Here is a 16,144-nt window from a genome sequence, read left to right on the forward strand (position 1 = left end):
CCGCCCTTCTGATAGGCCATGAATCGGCTCTCTTAAACGTAACCGTTACGCTTCAACCTTTCTAAGTATAGCGGATTTCAGCAATGAAGACAACTTTTCAAGAAGGAATGGTGATGATTGACCATGTTACAGTTCATCCATCAAATAAAGATGAGCAGTGATGAGGAAGCACGCGAAATAGCGGCACAATACGGTGTTCATCTTTCTATCGGGGAAATCCGGAAGCTGCGTCCGCTTTTGGAAGAAGTGTCCTTCCACTGGCTGTTCTCCGGTGTGCCGGAAAGTTTTATCGCCAAAGTGAAAGAAGCAGTAGGAGAGAAAAAAGGCGATGAATTAGTAAAGCAATATTTACAGATGTTAGAGTGACAAAAAATGACGACGGCCCCCTGTTTCCCGCGGGACCGCCGTTCTTTTACACTTCTAGAGGTTCATTCTGGAACGTCTTAGATGTGAGCATTTCAATTTCACGTTTATATGGTGATTTTTTCTTTTTTGGATCGTCACCGATAAATGGTGTCTCCAATATTTTAGGGATGGAGAGGAATTCGGGATGGTGGACAATATAGCATAGCGGTTCAAAACCGATATGGCCGTAACCGATGTTTTCATGCCGATCTTTCCCCGCTCCACGCTCATTCTTGCTGTCATTCACATGGATGACAGATATCCGGTCTTTGCCTATGATCCGGTCGAATTCGTCAAGCACGCCATCGAAGTCATTGACAATATCATAGCCTGCATCGTGCACGTGGCAAGTATCGAAGCAAATTGACAGCCGCTCATTATTCTTCACGCCATCAATGATTTTGGCAAGTTCATTAAACGAACGGCCGCATTCACTGCCTTTTCCCGCCATCGTCTCCAGAGCGATCCTGACCTCTGTGTCATCTGTAAGAACCTCATTCAGCCCTTCGATGATCTTCGCAATTCCAGCGTCAGCTCCAGCACCCACATGGGCACCTGGGTGCAAGACGATCTGATCCGCACCGATTGCCGCTGTCCGCTCGATCTCCTTTTGGAGAAAGTCGACGCCAAGCCTGAATGTCTCGGGCTTCGTTGTATTTCCGATATTAATAATATAGGGTGCATGAACGACGATGTTCGACAATCCATTTTCCTTCATATGGCGGTGGCCCGCTTCAATATTGAGTTCCTCAATGGGTTTGCGGCGGGTATTCTGCGGGGCGCCCGTATAGATCATGAACGTGCCCGCCCCATAACTCGCCGCCTCGATGCTGGAGCCGAGCAGCATATCCTTGCCGCTCATTGATACATGGGAACCTAACAAGACATCACTCATTTTTTCCGGTTCAATCTCCTTTCCCTCTTCTTGAAGCTTTCCATCTCACGGGTCATTTTCTTTTTATAACCCGGCTTGACCTTATCAGGTTTGCGGACAAATGAAGCAGCTTTACGGTCAAGTTCATCCGTTTCCTTAACCCGTTTCTGGCGTGCATGCCTTTCCTTCACTTCTTGCCACTCGCCGTTCTTCACGTCCTCATGGATGAAAGGAATGCCCATCTTCTCGATTTGAACGATCTTATCGTCCTCGGATGGTTCGTAAAGAGTGATGGCGATGCCTTCAAGGCCCGCTCTCGCTGTCCTTCCGACTCTGTGGATAAAGAACTCGAGATCGTCTGGCAGTTCATAGTTGATCACATGGCTGACACCCGGGATATCAATTCCGCGAGCGGCCAAGTCGGTCGCCACGATATATTGGAACTCCAGATCGCGCACCTGCTTCATCATCCGCGTACGTTCACGCGGAGTCAAGTCTCCATGGATCCTGCCAGCCTTGACGCCATTTTCAGCGAGAAAAGCTGCAATTTCATCTGCATGCTGCTTTGTATTCGTAAAGATGATCGCCAAATACGGGTTTATGGCTTCCATCACTGCCAGCAGCTTCTTTTTCCGGCTTGCACTCCGCACAGGTACCAATGAATAGCGCATGCCTTCTGTAAGCGGTTTTTGCTTGCCGATTTGTATATGGACTGGATTGCTTAGATATTTCGCTAAAAACGGTTTTAATCTTTCAGGTATAGTTGCAGAGAATACATACATCTCCAAGTGATCCGGCATACGGGAGGCAAATTGATCAATGTCCTCGATGAAGCCCATATCGAATGCAAGATCCGCCTCATCAATGACAAGGATACTTGCTGTATGGAGAGGCAGTGATCCGGTTTCGGCAAGGTCGCGTAATCGGCCGGGAGTGCCTATGACGATATGAGGAATAGCCGATTGCAGCTTCCCGATGGAGCGCTGTTTATCCGTTCCTCCGATCAAAAGTGCAGATCTGATGCCTGTCCCTTCCGTCAATTTATTCAACTCTGTCGACAATTGCGCAGCGAGTTCCCTCGTCGGTGCAGCGATGACTGCCTGCACACTGTTATTTTCCTCATCCGCCCGTTCCACGATCGGGATTAGGAAACTGTGGGATTTGCCTGTACCGGTGTGGGCTTGTCCGATTGCACTGGTCCCTTTCAAGATCAGCGGAATCATCTCTTTTTGAATCGGCGTTGGTTCTTTGAAACCAAGACGCTCGATCGCATCCCGCAAAAAGGGCTTAAATTGATAATCTGTATACTTGGACATTGAAATCCTCCTAACGTCATTCTATTGTAGCAGATTTTCGTTCCGTCGTAAGGTAATTTCGCATACTATATAGCGCGAGGCGCAAAACAACTATAAAGAAAGGGGTTCATGATGAGATACCAATCCTTCTATCCGTTCGCACGGCAATCGGGACAGCCGCTCCAGCCGATGAGACAACCGGGTTTCGGACCGCCAAATATGCAACCCCCGAATCCGCAAATGGGAAGTCCTCAGATGCCGCAAGGACGTTCAGCATTCGGTCCCGGCATGCAAGGTTTTCCGCCTGGCGCGGGAGGCGGCGGTCAATTCCCCCAGCAGCAGCAAGGCGGATCAAAAATCGAAATGTATATGCAGACGGCAAACCGTTTCATGAATACGGCACAGCAATTCGCACCGCTCGTACAGCAATTCGCACCAATGCTGCAAAATTTGCCGGCTATGTGGAAGCTGTATAAAGGTTTTCAATCACTGCCTTCAGGGGGTGCCACTGCTGCAAATGCGGGGACATCAGCCGGACTGAGCGCCGGCGCATCAGCCGCAGCAAATGCAGCAAAGCCGCAAGTACCCGGACCGTCAGTGCCGCGAATCTTCCAGCCGCCGGCATTATAAGTTTGAAACTCTTCCTCACTGCATCTATAATGGATGTAGATCACTTTAGAGGAGTGAGTTTCAGATGAAAGTTTTGAAGATATCCCCGAGAGGCTATTGCTACGGGGTTGTCGATGCAATGGTGATCGCAAGGAATGCGGCACTCGACAAGTCCTTACCAAGGCCCATTTATATCTTGGGCATGATTGTTCATAATAAACATGTCACCGATGCTTTTGAAGAGGATGGAATCATCACCCTTGACGGAAAAGACCGCCTGGACATTCTCAATAAGGTCGAGACAGGAACCGTCATATTCACTGCTCATGGCGTTTCGCCGGAAGTTCGCGAGCTGGCACGCAAGAAGGGCCTTGTTTCCATCGACGCAACTTGTCCGGATGTATCCGTTACCCATCACCTGATTGAAGAGAAAGTCGCTGAAGGGTATGATATCATCTACATCGGCAAGAAGTATCATCCCGAACCCGAAGGCGCCATCGGAATCGCTCCGCATGCTGTCCACCTAATCGAATCTCTTGAAGATGTCGATCAGATGACGCTGACGAACGATAAGTTGCTAGTCACCAATCAAACGACGATGAGCCAATGGGACGTCGCACATATCATGGATGCTCTCAAAGAGAAATTCCCGCATATTGAAGTTCACAAGGAAATCTGCATGGCTACCCAAGTCAGACAGGAAGCCGTGGCAGAACAGGCGGGAGAAGCGGATGTATTGATCGTTGTCGGCGATCCGAAAAGCAACAATTCAAATCGGCTGACCCAAGTGTCCGTTGAAATTGCAGGCACTCCTGCATACCGTGTTTCAGACGTATCGGAAATCGATATAGAGTGGCTGAAAGGGGCCGAAACAGTTGCAGTGACGGCCGGCGCCTCGACGCCGACAATTGTCGTTCGGGAAGTGATTGCATTCCTGGATGCATTCGACCCGGAAGATCCTTCGACACATCATCCTGAGCGGAAGTTCAAACTTGAGAAGATTTTGCCGAAGATTAAAAATCCGGAGCCTGTTAAACGGATTGAGCCATACGCCACATTATGAGCAAAAGCAACGGAGGAACTGATTGGTTCCTCCGTTTTTTGGTTTTCATGTAAACGTAAATGGCTCCGTGTCAATTTCGGATGCCAGGAAAGTGACGTCATACCCTTTTTCCTCACACAGCTTTTGCATATGGCCAGCGACGCCAGCACTCATCACCTTCTCTACATGATGTCCAGGGTCGATGATAGCAAGATTGAGGGACTCTGCATCCTGCGCTGAATGAAAATCCATATCCCCTGTAACAAAGACATCCGCGCCTTTCCGTGCCGCATCACGGATAAATTTCGAGCCGCTCCCTCCTAATACCGCGACTTTTTTTATCGGTTTGTCCATATCTCCGACAAAACGGACGGCCGGCACATCGAGCGCCTTTTTCACGAGATCAGCAAATTGACCGAGCGGCATGCTGGCCTTTAGCGATCCAACACGGCCAAGACCATACTCATTCGTCCGCTGATCAAGCACGAAGAAATCGTATGCAGGCTCTTCATACGGATGGGCTTTTAGCATCGCTTTAAGGACACTTGAACGTATGGAACCAGGCATGACAACTTCAATCCGTTCTTCTTCCACTTTCTCCATTTTTCCTACTGATCCGATAAATGGATCTGCACCTTCCACCGGAGTGAAACGTCCGATGCCTGCGGACGTGAAACTGCAGCCCGCATAATCACCGATGGCACCCGCCCCGGCTTTTGCCAACGCTTCACGTAAGTGATCCGCGTGGTCGACCGGACAGAACACCGCGAGCTTATAGAGGGCATCCGAATATGTAGGAGTCATCACTTCCGTTCCCTGCAGGCCTAACCGATCGGCAAGCAGATCATTCACACCCCCTGGCGCCACATCAAGATTTGTATGTGCCGCATAAACGGATATATCATTCTTAATGCAGGTTTCGACCAGCCTTCCTTGCGGCGTATCGGTCAAGATGAACTTCATCGGTCTAAAAATAGGCGGGTGATGGGCAATGATCAAGTTGGCTCCTGTTCTTACCGCCTCCTGTACAACCTCTTCGTTCACATCCAGGGTGACAAGCACTTTCGAAGTCTCCCTGTTCAGTCTGCCGATATGCAGCCCTACAGGATCCCAATCTTCTGCGAACCGCTTGGGGGCCCACTGTTCAAATAATGAAATGATCTCATGGCCATTCACTTTTTTCACGTTGGAAGCACCTTCCCTACAATTGTGATTAACGTCCTCAAATGATCTTTTTTCTGTTCTATCTCATTAGTGGTCTCCGCTTTTTCCAGTGATTCAAGCACGCGCTCCCATTCCTCGATTTCCCTTCGCCACTTTTCGATAAATATCTCGTTTTTTTCAGCTAGAAGCTTAGGGCCCACAAGCAATTCCAAATCGGAGTAGGAACTATCCCCTTTTTCAAGGATCACTACCTCATATAGCTTGCCATCCTCTTTCAAAATCGCTTCATCCCAAACAGCCCACCCATTCTCAGCTCCCCATTTTCGGATGGCGACCGAGTGGATATTAGGTTGTGTGATAATCCTTCGCACATTCTTCAGTTTCGCTTTGCCTTTTTCCAAAATGGAGGCGATCAGTGTACCGCCCATCCCGGCGATTGAGACTGTGTCTACCTGGTCTGTGTCTTGGATGGCGTCTAAACCATCCGCCAGCCGGACAACAATACGATTTTCGAGTTTCTCTTTCCTTACGTTGCGCACTGCCGATTCATAAGGACCTTTCGCAACTTCTCCGGCAATCGCCAGTGTAATCTTATTTTGTTTTGCCAAGTAACAAGGCAAGTACGCATGGTCGCTGCCAATATCCGCTAGTACGGAACCACTTTGGACAAATGATGCGACCGTATTCAAACGCTCCGATAATTTCAATGGATTCAACTGGACTCCACCTTTCCGATTTCATTGTACCCCAAGCCCTGCCTATTTGCACTTAGACGTCATGCTGCAGCAGTTTGGAACGTAAAAAAGCCGTCCAGTATGATTTGTCATACGGACGGCCTTTTCTCATTTAAGTGATAGGATGTAGTCTGCCAATTGATCGATCTGGTCATCAGAGATCTGGCCGCCGAATGCTGGCATTTGGCCTTGGCCGTTCTTAATGATGTCATGGATCGTGTCTTTATCATCCGACAGGCCATGAAGGTTAGGGCCGATGCCGCCAGTTAAATCTCCACCGTGGCAACCGATGCACTTTCCTTGTGTGAAGCTTTCCGGATCGAAATCTTCCGCTTCAGAACCTGCTGGCTCGGTTTGATTCCCTTCCTCTTCAGGTCCGGCAATCTCTTTTTTCTGATCGATGCCATGAAGGGACATAAAGAAAATGAGTCCTAGTCCAAGAGCAAAAATCAGAATATAAGGTATTACGGGATTGTTTTTCAATGAATTACCCTCCTTCACCAGGATCTATTCTGTACTATATACAGTGCACACTTAACATTGTACTGTATCCGCGGGAAAACTGAAAGAGTTATCCATAAACAAATCACCGTTTGTGACAATTTCGACAAACTTTCTATGTTTTTCATTCGTTTTCGAATCATTCAATTTAACGATGGATACGGCTGTCCTCTCATGCATTATCGCATGACGCCAAGCTGGCGTGCGATGACCATCCGCTGCACTTCGGAAGTCCCTTCACCGATTTCTAGCAGCTTCGCATCACGCATATAGCGTTCCACTTCATATTCGCGCATATAGCCGTAGCCTCCATGGATCTGAATAGCCTGATCAGCGACTTCCATAGCGATTTCAGAAGCGTACAGCTTGCACATCGCCGCCTCTTTCGTAAACTTGCGTCCCTGATCCTTCAGCCACGCTGCCTTATAGACCATGTTCCGCGCAAGCTCGATCTTTAACGCCATATCTGCCAGCTTGAATTGTGTCACCTGGAATTCAGAAAGCGACTTGCCAAATTGCTTGCGCTCTTTGGAATAATTAAATGCCCGGTCGTACGCTGCCTGTGCAATCCCGACTGCCATCGCTCCGATTCCGATCCTTCCTCCATCCAGTGTTACGAGGAACTGACGGAAACCTTCGCCTTCCTTACCAAGAAGATTCTCTTTCGGGACTTTGACATTTTCGAGGACGAGCTCTGTTGTATTGGAAGCATGCAGCCCCATTTTTTCATAATTATCGATGATAGTGAAACCGTCAGCATCGGTCGGCACGATGATGGCACTGATTTCCTTCCTTCCATCTTTCATTCCGGTGATCGCCGTCAATGCTAGGTGTTTGGCATAACTTGCATTTGTTATATATACTTTTGAACCGTTTATGATGTACTGGTCTCCCTCTTCCTTCGCGGTCGTCTGGGTTCCCCCTGCATCCGAGCCCGCATTCGGCTCCGTGAGGCCGAACGCACCAAATGACTCACCTGTGCAAATCGGCGTCAAATACTTCTCCTTTTGCTCTTCCGTGCCAAATAGATTAAGCGGCGCTCCGCCAAGAGAAATATGTGCAGAGTACGTGATTCCTGTAGAAGCGCAGGCACGGCTCAATTCTTCTGTGACAATCGCGAAACTGATTGTATCTGCGCCGGCACCGCCGTACTTTTCAGGAAACGGCAATCCCATCATTCCCATATCAGCAAGCTGTTTAAAGATTTCCACTGGAAATTCATTTGTACGGTCCCTGTCAATGGCTCCTGGAGCGACAACCTGGTCCGCAAATTCCCACATTGTCCGTTTGATCATTAACTGCTCATCTGTCAAATCAAAATTCATCTGGTTCTCCCCCTTGTTGTGAACGCTTACATTCATAGTATAACGAATTGAACGGTACATTCTCAACTATTCATCAACTAGGGAAATAGAAACTTTTCGTAAAAAAATATAAAAACGCCAAAATAGGCTATCTTCCTATGAAAGCAGCCTATTAAGAGCGTTCTCCAAAAGTTTAAGATGCCGGCAAGTATTATTATCGCATCGTCATAAAAATGAATCCGGTGACGAGCAGAAGTCCGGCCGCTCCGGAAATTGTGAAATAGAGCAACTTTAGCATGCGGCCGGCAAACAGCCAAAGTGCGCAATTCATGACGAGCAGGCCGACAAGCATCATTGTCTGATCGTCAAAAAATGCCATCCAGACTTTCAATGAAATGCCTAGCAGCAGGAATGCGGCCAATATATAGCAGGTCGCAACCAAAGCGCCGCTGTTCACCTTGCGGACAGCGGGCACCACGAGCAGCAGCGTTATGAGCCCCGCTGCTAGTGAAAGAGTCCAGCCTGGATAGGAATCGAGCAAAAACATAGTGCCGAATATAACTGCCGCTGCGATGCTGAGCAGAATCAGCTGTTTGTTGTTCCCTTTTCGTTCTTTAACAAGAACCGAATCTTCATCCGGAATACGTTCTTCTTCTCCACCGGCATAAAGTGTGATGAGAAAATCACAGTAATGTTCAGGCAGCAGTTTATTTCTCTTCCAGTATTTTATCTCGGTAATGATCATCTGTTTCCGGTTATGGTTCATCCCATGTTCACCTTTCGTGAATCAATTTGGCCTATGTTCGAAGCCGGTATGTACGCAAAATGCATCGGCTACCTGCCGATGCATTAAGTAGTATTATTCAAGAAAGTCTTTCAGACGTTTGCTGCGGGACGGATGGCGAAGCTTTCGCAGCGCTTTTGCCTCAATTTGGCGAATCCGTTCCCTAGTGACGCCGAAAACCTTTCCGACTTCTTCCAGTGTACGGGTCCTGCCGTCATCCAGGCCGAAGCGAAGCCGAAGCACATTCTCTTCCCGGTCCGTCAGTGTGTCCAGGACATCCTCCAACTGTTCTTTCAGCAATTCATAGGCCGCATGATCAGAAGGGGATTGCGCTTCCGAGTCCTCAATGAAATCACCAAGATGGGAATCGTCCTCTTCACCGATCGGGGTTTCCAGGGAAACGGGTTCCTGGGCAATTTTCAGGATCTCACGCACTTTATCTGCTGTAAGATCCATCTCTTCACCAATTTCCTCAGGGGATGGCTCACGTCCGAGATCTTGGAGCAGCTGCCGCTGGACACGAATAAGTTTGTTGATCGTTTCAACCATATGGACTGGAATCCGGATAGTCCGTGCCTGGTCCGCAATGGCGCGTGTGATCGCCTGGCGGATCCACCATGTGGCGTACGTACTGAATTTGAATCCCTTCGTATGGTCGAATTTCTCAACCGCTTTGATCAGGCCCATATTTCCCTCTTGGATCAAATCGAGGAACAGCATGCCCCGGCCGACGTACCGTTTCGCAATACTGACGACAAGCCGCAAGTTCGCTTCAGCTAACTTTTTCTTGGCATTTTCACCCGCGTAAATCGTCTTCTGAAGGGATGCATCCGGTTTTCCCAGGGCCTCCAGCTTCTCTTCTGCTTCCATGCCCTCCTGGATGGCGATCGCAAGCTTCACTTCCTGGTCACCTGTCAAAAGATCCACACGCCCGATCTCTTTCAAATACATACGGACGGGGTCATTGATCTTGACGCCCGGCGGTACGCTCAAGTCATTCAGGTCGAACTGCTCATCATCCGCAGCCGCTTTTCCAGGTTCCGCTTCTTCTTCATCTTTCCGATCCATTTCAATGCCCTGAGCTTCGATCTGATCTAGAAATTCCTCAAATTGTTCCGGTTCCATTTCAAAGGCGGAAAGTTTATCCGTCACTTCCTCGAGGGTCAATTCTCCGGACTTCTTCCCTGTCTCCAGCAAACTTGCTTTCATCTCTTCCAACGTCATATCGTTTTCCATCTCTCCAGATCGCTTTTTTTCATCCATTATACCCGTTCCTCCTTAGTACACCGGAATTTGGCTTACAATGCCGATAATGATTTCCGGAGCTGTATAATATCCCTGGCCAGCTCCAGCGCCCGGGTATGATCGTTCACTTTTTCTGCTTCTCTTGACTCGCTGATCATCGATTCTATCTTCCGGATGACCCGCTGCTTCTCCAAATGTTTCCGGCAATCCAGAGCCTCTTGTTCAGCATGGTCGGGATCACGGTCCATCATGGCAGCTTCCATGACAATCTTACGCAATTCCCGGTCATCCAATGCTTCAGCGAACCGATGGAAGTCCGGTTCCCCGTGCTGCTCGTAAAATCCGGCAAGCCGGATGAAAATGGCATTATATTCATCGCGGATAAAAACTTCCGTCCCCTCATCACGAAGCCGGTCAAACAAATGTCCATCGTAGAGCAAATGGGAGAGCAAAATCCGTTCTGCCCGATCAGCTCCAGTATCTTTCCTAGTCCTCTCCACCGCCAAATGCGGCTGCTCTGGCTGCGTTTCTTTTGCAGCCTTTGCAAGTTTCCCGGTTTTCTTCATAAGCTGTTCATTCAGCGCTTCGGAAGATACACCCGTATCTGCTTCCAATTGCCGCAAAAGCATGTCCCGTTCAACCGGGGAAATCCTTTGCGCCAGGTCCTCAAACACTTCGTGAATGTATTGCAGGACGTCGTTCTCATGCCCCAGGTTCTTTCCTCGCTTTGAATAGGCAAGGATGAATGACATGTACGACAGGGGATTCCCTAAAACTTTCTCCCGGAACGCCTCTTCTCCATGGACTGAAATGTACTCATCGGGATCCATCTTGCCCGGCAGGACAGCAACTTTTACATCCAGTCCCTTTTCCATTGCTAAAAGAGCAAAGCGCTTGGCGGCATTCCATCCTGCATTATCTCCATCGCAACAGATGATCAGCTGGTTTGCAATCCTTTTCAGTTTCATTAGATGTATTTCAGACAGCGACGTCCCCATGACGGCGACACTGTTCATGACGCCCGCCCGTTCTGCCGCAATCGTATCCATGAATCCTTCAAACACTATTACTTTACCCGTTTTCCGAACGTTAAGACGAGCTCTGTGGAAATTGTAAAGTAATTTGCTTTTCTCAAAAATCGGAGTCTCGGGGCTGTTCAAGTACTTCGCTTCCTCTTTGGAATCAGCCAATATCCTTGCGGAAAAGCCGACGATGTTCCCATTATCGTCATGTAAGGGGAACATAATACGTCCCCGGAACCTGTCAAAGTAGCCTGTACCATCATTTTTCATAATACAGAGGCCCGCTTGTTCCATTTCCTTCATATCAAATTCCTTGCGCTCCAAAAGACGCGTGAGTGCATCCATCTCATTAAGCGACCAGCCGATGCCATATTCTTCGATACGTTCCCTCGTAAATCCTCTTTTCTCCAAATACTGAAGAGCTGATTCCCCCTCCACCGTGTTCAGTAAAAGATGGCTGTAAAAACTTGCCGCAAGTGCATGAGCTTCCTGCATCGGCTGATGCAGATTCTTTTGCCTGCTTTCACGCCCGCCCCCTTCAGGAAGGGAGACCTCAATTGAGCTCCGTTCTGCAAGCTTTATGACGGCATCTGTAAACGAGAGGTTTTCGATATCCATGACAAAGGTGATCGAGTTGCCGCTCGCTCCGCAGCCGAAGCAATGAAATAGGCTCTTGTCTTCGGATACGGAGAAGGATGGCGTGCTTTCTCCGTGGAACGGGCAGAGGCCAAACCAATTCCTCCCCCGCTTAGTCAGTTGGACGTATTCGCCGACCAAGTCTACAATATCCGTCTTCGAGCGGACTTCCTCAATTGTCTCCTCTGGGATTTTCGACATGTTCATCACCATTTCCCTCTGTCATCTGAATTCGAGATGAAATTCATAAATCCTGCTTATTCGACAAAATATTTTCTTGCTGTCTGAACTATTTTCAGAGATGCCTATTACATTCACGGACAGCCGGCTATTATGGCCGGGTCGCCAATTTATTATTGTACACAATCCGCAAAAGAAGAACCAACCTTTTTGCCCGGATGGTTCTTCTTCGAAATACTATGGAATTGATATTCTTATTTATAACTTCTTCCTTTCGCCGCCATATCACTCAATATGACATTCGCCGTCTCTTCGACAGCGCGATTGGTCACATCAATGACTTTACAGCCGATCTTGCTGACTACATCATTGAAATGGGCAATCTCCTGATTGATGCGTTCTATGCGGGCGTAGTTCGCGTCGTCCTTCAGCCCGAGCGTGATCAGTCTTTCTTTCCTGATGGAATTCAGTTTCTCAGGCGTGATCACTAAGCCATAACACTTTTCCGGATCAATTGAAAAAAGTTCCGACGGCGGTTCCACTTCTGGGACAAGAGGGACATTCGCCACTTTAAATCGGCGGTTTGCCAAGTACTGGGACAAAGGGGTCTTTGATGTCCTTGAGACACCGACAAGGACGATATCCGCTTTCATGACGCCTCGCGGATCACGGCCATCGTCATATTTCACGGCGAATTCAACTGCTTCAATTTTTTTGAAGTAATCATCATCAAGCTGCCGGACGAGTCCTGGCTCCTCAAAAGGGCGTTCTCCAAGCACCTCCCCGATCTGATCGACGACAGGGCCAAGAAGATCCACACACTTCAAGTTGTGCACTTTGCACTCCTCCAAGATTTTTTTCCGCATACACCCTTTGACCAATGTATAGATGATGATTGCATTCTGCCGTTTCGCCAGGATGGCAATCTCCTGTAGTTGTGATTCGTCTTCGATATGAGAAAACCGTTTCACCGAGACGGTTTCAAGATCATGCGTAAATTGGCTGGCGGCGGCTTTGGCAACCAAGTCTGCCGTCTCCCCGACCGAGTCGGAAACAATGAACAATGTAATAGTTTCCATATGATTCACTCCCATGGTTATGAGCTGTTACAATTCATGGTCCTCGGCAAGAGATACGAAAACAGAAGTGATATTCGTTTTCGTGATCCGGCCGGTGACCTCAAGTCCCTTATCTGTCTCCACAATGACTGGCAGCGCGTCAATTTGCTGTTCAATCATCTTTTTCGCAGCGAACAGCAATGTATCCTGTTTTTTACAGTAGGTGATGTTCGGCATGCGAGTCATGATGACATGGACAGGGATCTTATCTAAATCGTTATTGCCAAGACTTGTACGGAGCAGATCTTTTCGTGAGAGCACTCCGGATAGCCGGGCATCTTTATCAATAACAAATAACGTGCCGACATCTTCTAGAAACATCTGACAGATCGCATCATACACAGAAATGTTCTCTGTAACGACGACGGGCCTTGACTGAAAATCGCCTACTTTCATTCCGATCATTCCATCGGCGACTGATTGAGCAGGCTTTTTCCCTGAATAAAAATAACCGACCCTCGGCCTTGCATCCAAATAACCGGCCATTGTCAAAATGGCGAGGTCAGGCCGGATGGTCGCTCTGGCGAGGTGCAGCCGTTCTGCAATTTGCTCCCCGGTGATCGGCCCTTCCGATTTCACTATATCCAAAATTTCATTCTGGCGCTTATTCAGTTCCAACTCGATCACCGTCCTGCGCGTTCAATTATAAGTCTTTTCTAGTATAGCATTTTAACAGACGAAATCCTAACACATCATGAAGCCGGCCCGAAAAACAGGGCAGGGATTGCCTCGGGATATGAATCATGCTACACTTGTACACATAATTGAACGGTGAGGAAAGGTCTATAAGTAATGCCACAAAGCGAGCGGGGACAGTGAAAGCCCGCACCGGCATGAAACGGCAGCCTGGAGCCGCAAGGAACGAACAAGAGCGGGCGGTCTGCAAAAATGCAGACGGCCAATCGGGGTGGAACCGCGGGTCTTACAGCACCCGTCCCCGGACTATTTTGTCCGGGGATGGGTGTTTTTATTATGCGCTCCCCTGCCCCGGACGTCATTACTCTATTTGGAGGGAACCATATGTTATCGATGGATCAGATTGTCAATTTATCAAAACAGCGGGGATTCGTTTTTCCTGGATCGGATATTTACGGCGGACTTGCGAACACATGGGATTACGGCCCGCTAGGCATCGAACTGAAAAACAATGTCAAAAAAGCATGGTGGCAGAAGTTTGTGCAGGAGTCCAAGCATAACGTCGGACTCGATGCGGCCATCCTGATGAATCCGAAAGTATGGGAGGCGTCGGGCCATATCGGAAACTTCAATGATCCGATGATCGACTGCAAGAAGTGTAAATCGCGCCACCGAGCGGACAAGCTGATAGAAGATGCGCTTGAGGCAAAAGGGGTCGAAATGGTCGTTGATGGCCTGCCGTTTGATAAAATGGAAGAATTGATCAAGGAATATGATATCGCATGCCCATCGTGCGGCGAAAAGGATTTTACAGGAATCCGTCAATTCAACTTGATGTTCAAAACAAGCCAAGGCGTGACAGATTCTTCCGCAAACGAAATATTCCTTCGTCCTGAAACGGCGCAGGGCATCTTCGTCAATTTTAAAAATGTCCAGCGGTCGATGCGCAAACGGCTTCCGTTCGGCATTGCCCAGATCGGCAAGAGTTTCCGGAACGAGATCACTCCCGGCAACTTCACTTTCAGGACCCGCGAGTTCGAACAGATGGAACTTGAGTTCTTCTGCAAACCTGGCGAGGATATGGAATGGTATTCGTATTGGCGCGAGTTCTGCAAACAATGGCTGCTTAATCTGAACTTGAAAGAAGATAGCATCCGTTTGCGCGAACATGGCGAAGAGGAGCTGTCCCACTATTCAAAGGGTACTGTCGATATCGAATATAAATTCCCGTTCGGCTGGGGCGAACTATGGGGTGTTGCGAACCGGACGGACTTCGATTTGAAGCGCCATATGGAACATTCAGGCGAGGACTTCAATTATCAGGATCCGATCACAAACGAAAAATTCATCCCGTATTGCATCGAGCCTTCCGTAGGTGCTGACCGCGTGACTCTCGCTTTCCTCTGTGACGCATTCGATGAGGAACAGCTTGACGATGGCGATACACGCACAGTTCTACGATTCCACCCGGCGCTGGCTCCGGTGAAAGCCGCTGTGCTTCCGCTATCCAAAAAACTAGCAGAAGGCGCGGAAGGCGTATTTGCTGAACTAAGCAAGCACTTTGCAGTCCAGTATGATGATTCCCAATCAATCGGCAGACGGTACCGCCGCCAAGATGAGATCGGTACGCCGTTCTGCATCACATATGATTTTGATTCCGAAGAAGACCGGCAAGTGACTGTCCGCCATCGTGATTCGATGGAACAAGTCCGCATGCCGATCGAAGATGTACAGTCCTACATCGCTGAGCGACTTACTTTATAATAGTCCATATAATTAAAAACCGGAACTGGAAGGTCAATCACCTTCCGGTTCCGGTTTTTCGCGTTTCACCGACAGTTCCGGCGTCCGTTCCAGCTGGTCGAGGAACGACCTTGACTTCAAGCGCAGTCCGACCTGTTCATCATAGATGGTGCGCACTAATTTCTTCATGAACTGTTTTGTCGTTTTTTTTAATTCCAATGAACCGACCTGATCGATCGGCACAGAATAAAATGTACGGATGAGACGCAGCTGTGTAGGCGAAATACGGACGATATACGGATCAGTGTGGAAACACTGATGGCAGAGAAAGCCGATTTCCTGAAATGAAAAAGCGAACTCGCCTTCTGTCGATCCGCAATTTGCGCACTGGTGCAGGACGGGATGGATGCCTGCGACCGGCAGCATCTTCCACTCCACAAACAAGGAAATCGCTTCGGGATCATATTTCTCATTGATCGCATGGAGTGCCGCGTGCAACAGACGATAGACCCCTGGTTCGCCCCTCCGGTCTTCCGTAAGCTTGTCGATCAATTCGACGATATAGCTCGCATAGGAGGTCGCTTCCAGGTCTTCCCGGATATGCCGCATGGAATCGATCGTTTCCCCTTGCTCAATGGATCCCATTCCCTTTCCCGAACGGACAAGATAGGAGCCGTATGTGAACGTCTGAGTGATGGCGGCTAAACGGCTGGCAGGTTTCTTCGCACCCCGTGCCATCGCGGTTATCTTGCCTGTTTCTTTCGTGAAAAGAGTGACGATTTTATTCGTTTCGCCGTATGGGATGCTCTTTAGGACAATCCCTTCCCATTTGTGCATCACCAGCCATCACCC

16 protein-coding genes are annotated in these 16,144 nt (G+C 48.7%); 4 read left to right on the plus strand and 12 right to left on the minus strand.

Going from position 1 to position 16,144, the window contains the following annotated elements; genetic code table 11:
- Positions 1-123: 123 nt before the first annotated feature.
- Positions 124-366 (plus strand): hypothetical protein, encoded by a 243-nt coding sequence (locus tag ACZ5FK_RS03305; protein ID WP_464806493.1) that lies wholly within the window; start codon positions 124-126, stop codon positions 364-366.
- A 46-nt stretch (positions 367-412) separates the two neighbouring features.
- Here the strand turns inward: ACZ5FK_RS03305 and ACZ5FK_RS03310 are convergent, their stop codons facing one another.
- Together ACZ5FK_RS03310 and ACZ5FK_RS03315 are read right to left on the minus strand one after the other, a co-directional pair.
- Positions 413-1,300, minus strand: coding sequence for a deoxyribonuclease IV (locus tag ACZ5FK_RS03310; RefSeq protein WP_464806494.1), 888 nt, complete (start codon positions 1,298-1,300; stop codon positions 413-415).
- Entirely contained in the window at positions 1,297-2,595 is a 1,299-nt protein-coding gene (locus ACZ5FK_RS03315) for a DEAD/DEAH box helicase (RefSeq protein ID WP_464806495.1), read from the minus strand. The genes ACZ5FK_RS03310 and ACZ5FK_RS03315 overlap by 4 nt, the downstream gene beginning before the upstream one ends.
- Before the next feature lie 111 nt (positions 2,596-2,706).
- Between ACZ5FK_RS03315 and vrrA the strand changes: the two genes are divergently transcribed.
- On the plus strand, positions 2,707-3,204 hold the full coding sequence (gene vrrA, locus ACZ5FK_RS03320; RefSeq protein WP_464806496.1) for a VrrA/YqfQ family protein: 498 nt from the start codon (positions 2,707-2,709) through the stop codon (positions 3,202-3,204).
- A gap of 64 nt (positions 3,205-3,268) precedes the next feature.
- Entirely contained in the window at positions 3,269-4,246 is a 978-nt protein-coding gene (locus ACZ5FK_RS03325; protein ID WP_464806497.1) for a 4-hydroxy-3-methylbut-2-enyl diphosphate reductase, read from the plus strand.
- Between the two features lie 45 nt (positions 4,247-4,291).
- Here ACZ5FK_RS03325 and ACZ5FK_RS03330 read toward each other — a convergent pair whose 3' ends face one another.
- The 9 genes from ACZ5FK_RS03330 to ACZ5FK_RS03370 form a co-directional block, all read right to left on the minus strand.
- Complete coding sequence (locus ACZ5FK_RS03330) at positions 4,292-5,410, minus strand: Nif3-like dinuclear metal center hexameric protein (RefSeq protein WP_464806498.1); 1,119 nt, start codon at positions 5,408-5,410, stop codon at positions 4,292-4,294.
- Complete coding sequence (locus ACZ5FK_RS03335) at positions 5,407-6,105, minus strand: tRNA (adenine(22)-N(1))-methyltransferase (protein WP_464806499.1); 699 nt, start codon at positions 6,103-6,105, stop codon at positions 5,407-5,409. Before ACZ5FK_RS03335 ends, ACZ5FK_RS03330 begins: the two co-directional genes overlap by 4 nt.
- 126 nt (positions 6,106-6,231) lie before the next feature.
- Positions 6,232-6,606 (minus strand): cytochrome c550, encoded by a 375-nt coding sequence (cccA, locus tag ACZ5FK_RS03340; protein WP_464806500.1) that lies wholly within the window; start codon positions 6,604-6,606, stop codon positions 6,232-6,234.
- A 197-nt stretch (positions 6,607-6,803) separates the two neighbouring features.
- Positions 6,804-7,949, minus strand: coding sequence for an acyl-CoA dehydrogenase family protein (locus ACZ5FK_RS03345; RefSeq protein WP_464806501.1), 1,146 nt, complete (start codon positions 7,947-7,949; stop codon positions 6,804-6,806).
- Between the two features lie 193 nt (positions 7,950-8,142).
- The gene (locus ACZ5FK_RS03350; RefSeq protein ID WP_464806502.1) at positions 8,143-8,694 is read right to left on the minus strand and encodes a hypothetical protein; all 552 of its coding nucleotides are present in this window, start codon (positions 8,692-8,694) and stop codon (positions 8,143-8,145) included.
- A gap of 93 nt (positions 8,695-8,787) precedes the next feature.
- The gene (rpoD, locus tag ACZ5FK_RS03355; protein ID WP_464806503.1) at positions 8,788-9,975 is read right to left on the minus strand and encodes an RNA polymerase sigma factor RpoD; all 1,188 of its coding nucleotides are present in this window, start codon (positions 9,973-9,975) and stop codon (positions 8,788-8,790) included.
- Between the two features lie 35 nt (positions 9,976-10,010).
- Complete coding sequence (gene dnaG, locus ACZ5FK_RS03360; protein ID WP_464806504.1) at positions 10,011-11,822, minus strand: DNA primase; 1,812 nt, start codon at positions 11,820-11,822, stop codon at positions 10,011-10,013.
- A gap of 227 nt (positions 11,823-12,049) precedes the next feature.
- Positions 12,050-12,874, minus strand: coding sequence for a pyruvate, water dikinase regulatory protein (locus ACZ5FK_RS03365; RefSeq protein ID WP_464806505.1), 825 nt, complete (start codon positions 12,872-12,874; stop codon positions 12,050-12,052).
- Positions 12,875-12,901: 27 nt separating this feature from the next.
- A complete protein-coding gene (locus ACZ5FK_RS03370; protein WP_464806506.1) occupies positions 12,902-13,540 on the minus strand; it encodes a helix-turn-helix transcriptional regulator in 639 nt (212 codons plus the stop codon).
- Positions 13,541-13,933: 393 nt separating this feature from the next.
- On the opposite strand from ACZ5FK_RS03370, the gene ACZ5FK_RS03375 reads away from it, so the two are divergent.
- Positions 13,934-15,313 carry a glycine--tRNA ligase gene (locus tag ACZ5FK_RS03375; protein ID WP_464806507.1) on the plus strand — a complete coding sequence of 460 codons (1,380 nt, stop codon included), beginning with the start codon at positions 13,934-13,936 and terminating at the stop codon, positions 15,311-15,313.
- A 33-nt stretch (positions 15,314-15,346) separates the two neighbouring features.
- Here the strand turns inward: ACZ5FK_RS03375 and recO are convergent, their stop codons facing one another.
- Positions 15,347-16,132, minus strand: coding sequence for a DNA repair protein RecO (gene recO / locus ACZ5FK_RS03380; RefSeq protein WP_464806508.1), 786 nt, complete (start codon positions 16,130-16,132; stop codon positions 15,347-15,349).
- Between the last annotated feature and the right edge of the window lie 12 nt (positions 16,133-16,144).

The organism is Sporosarcina sp. GTC18466 (assembly GCF_055389225.1).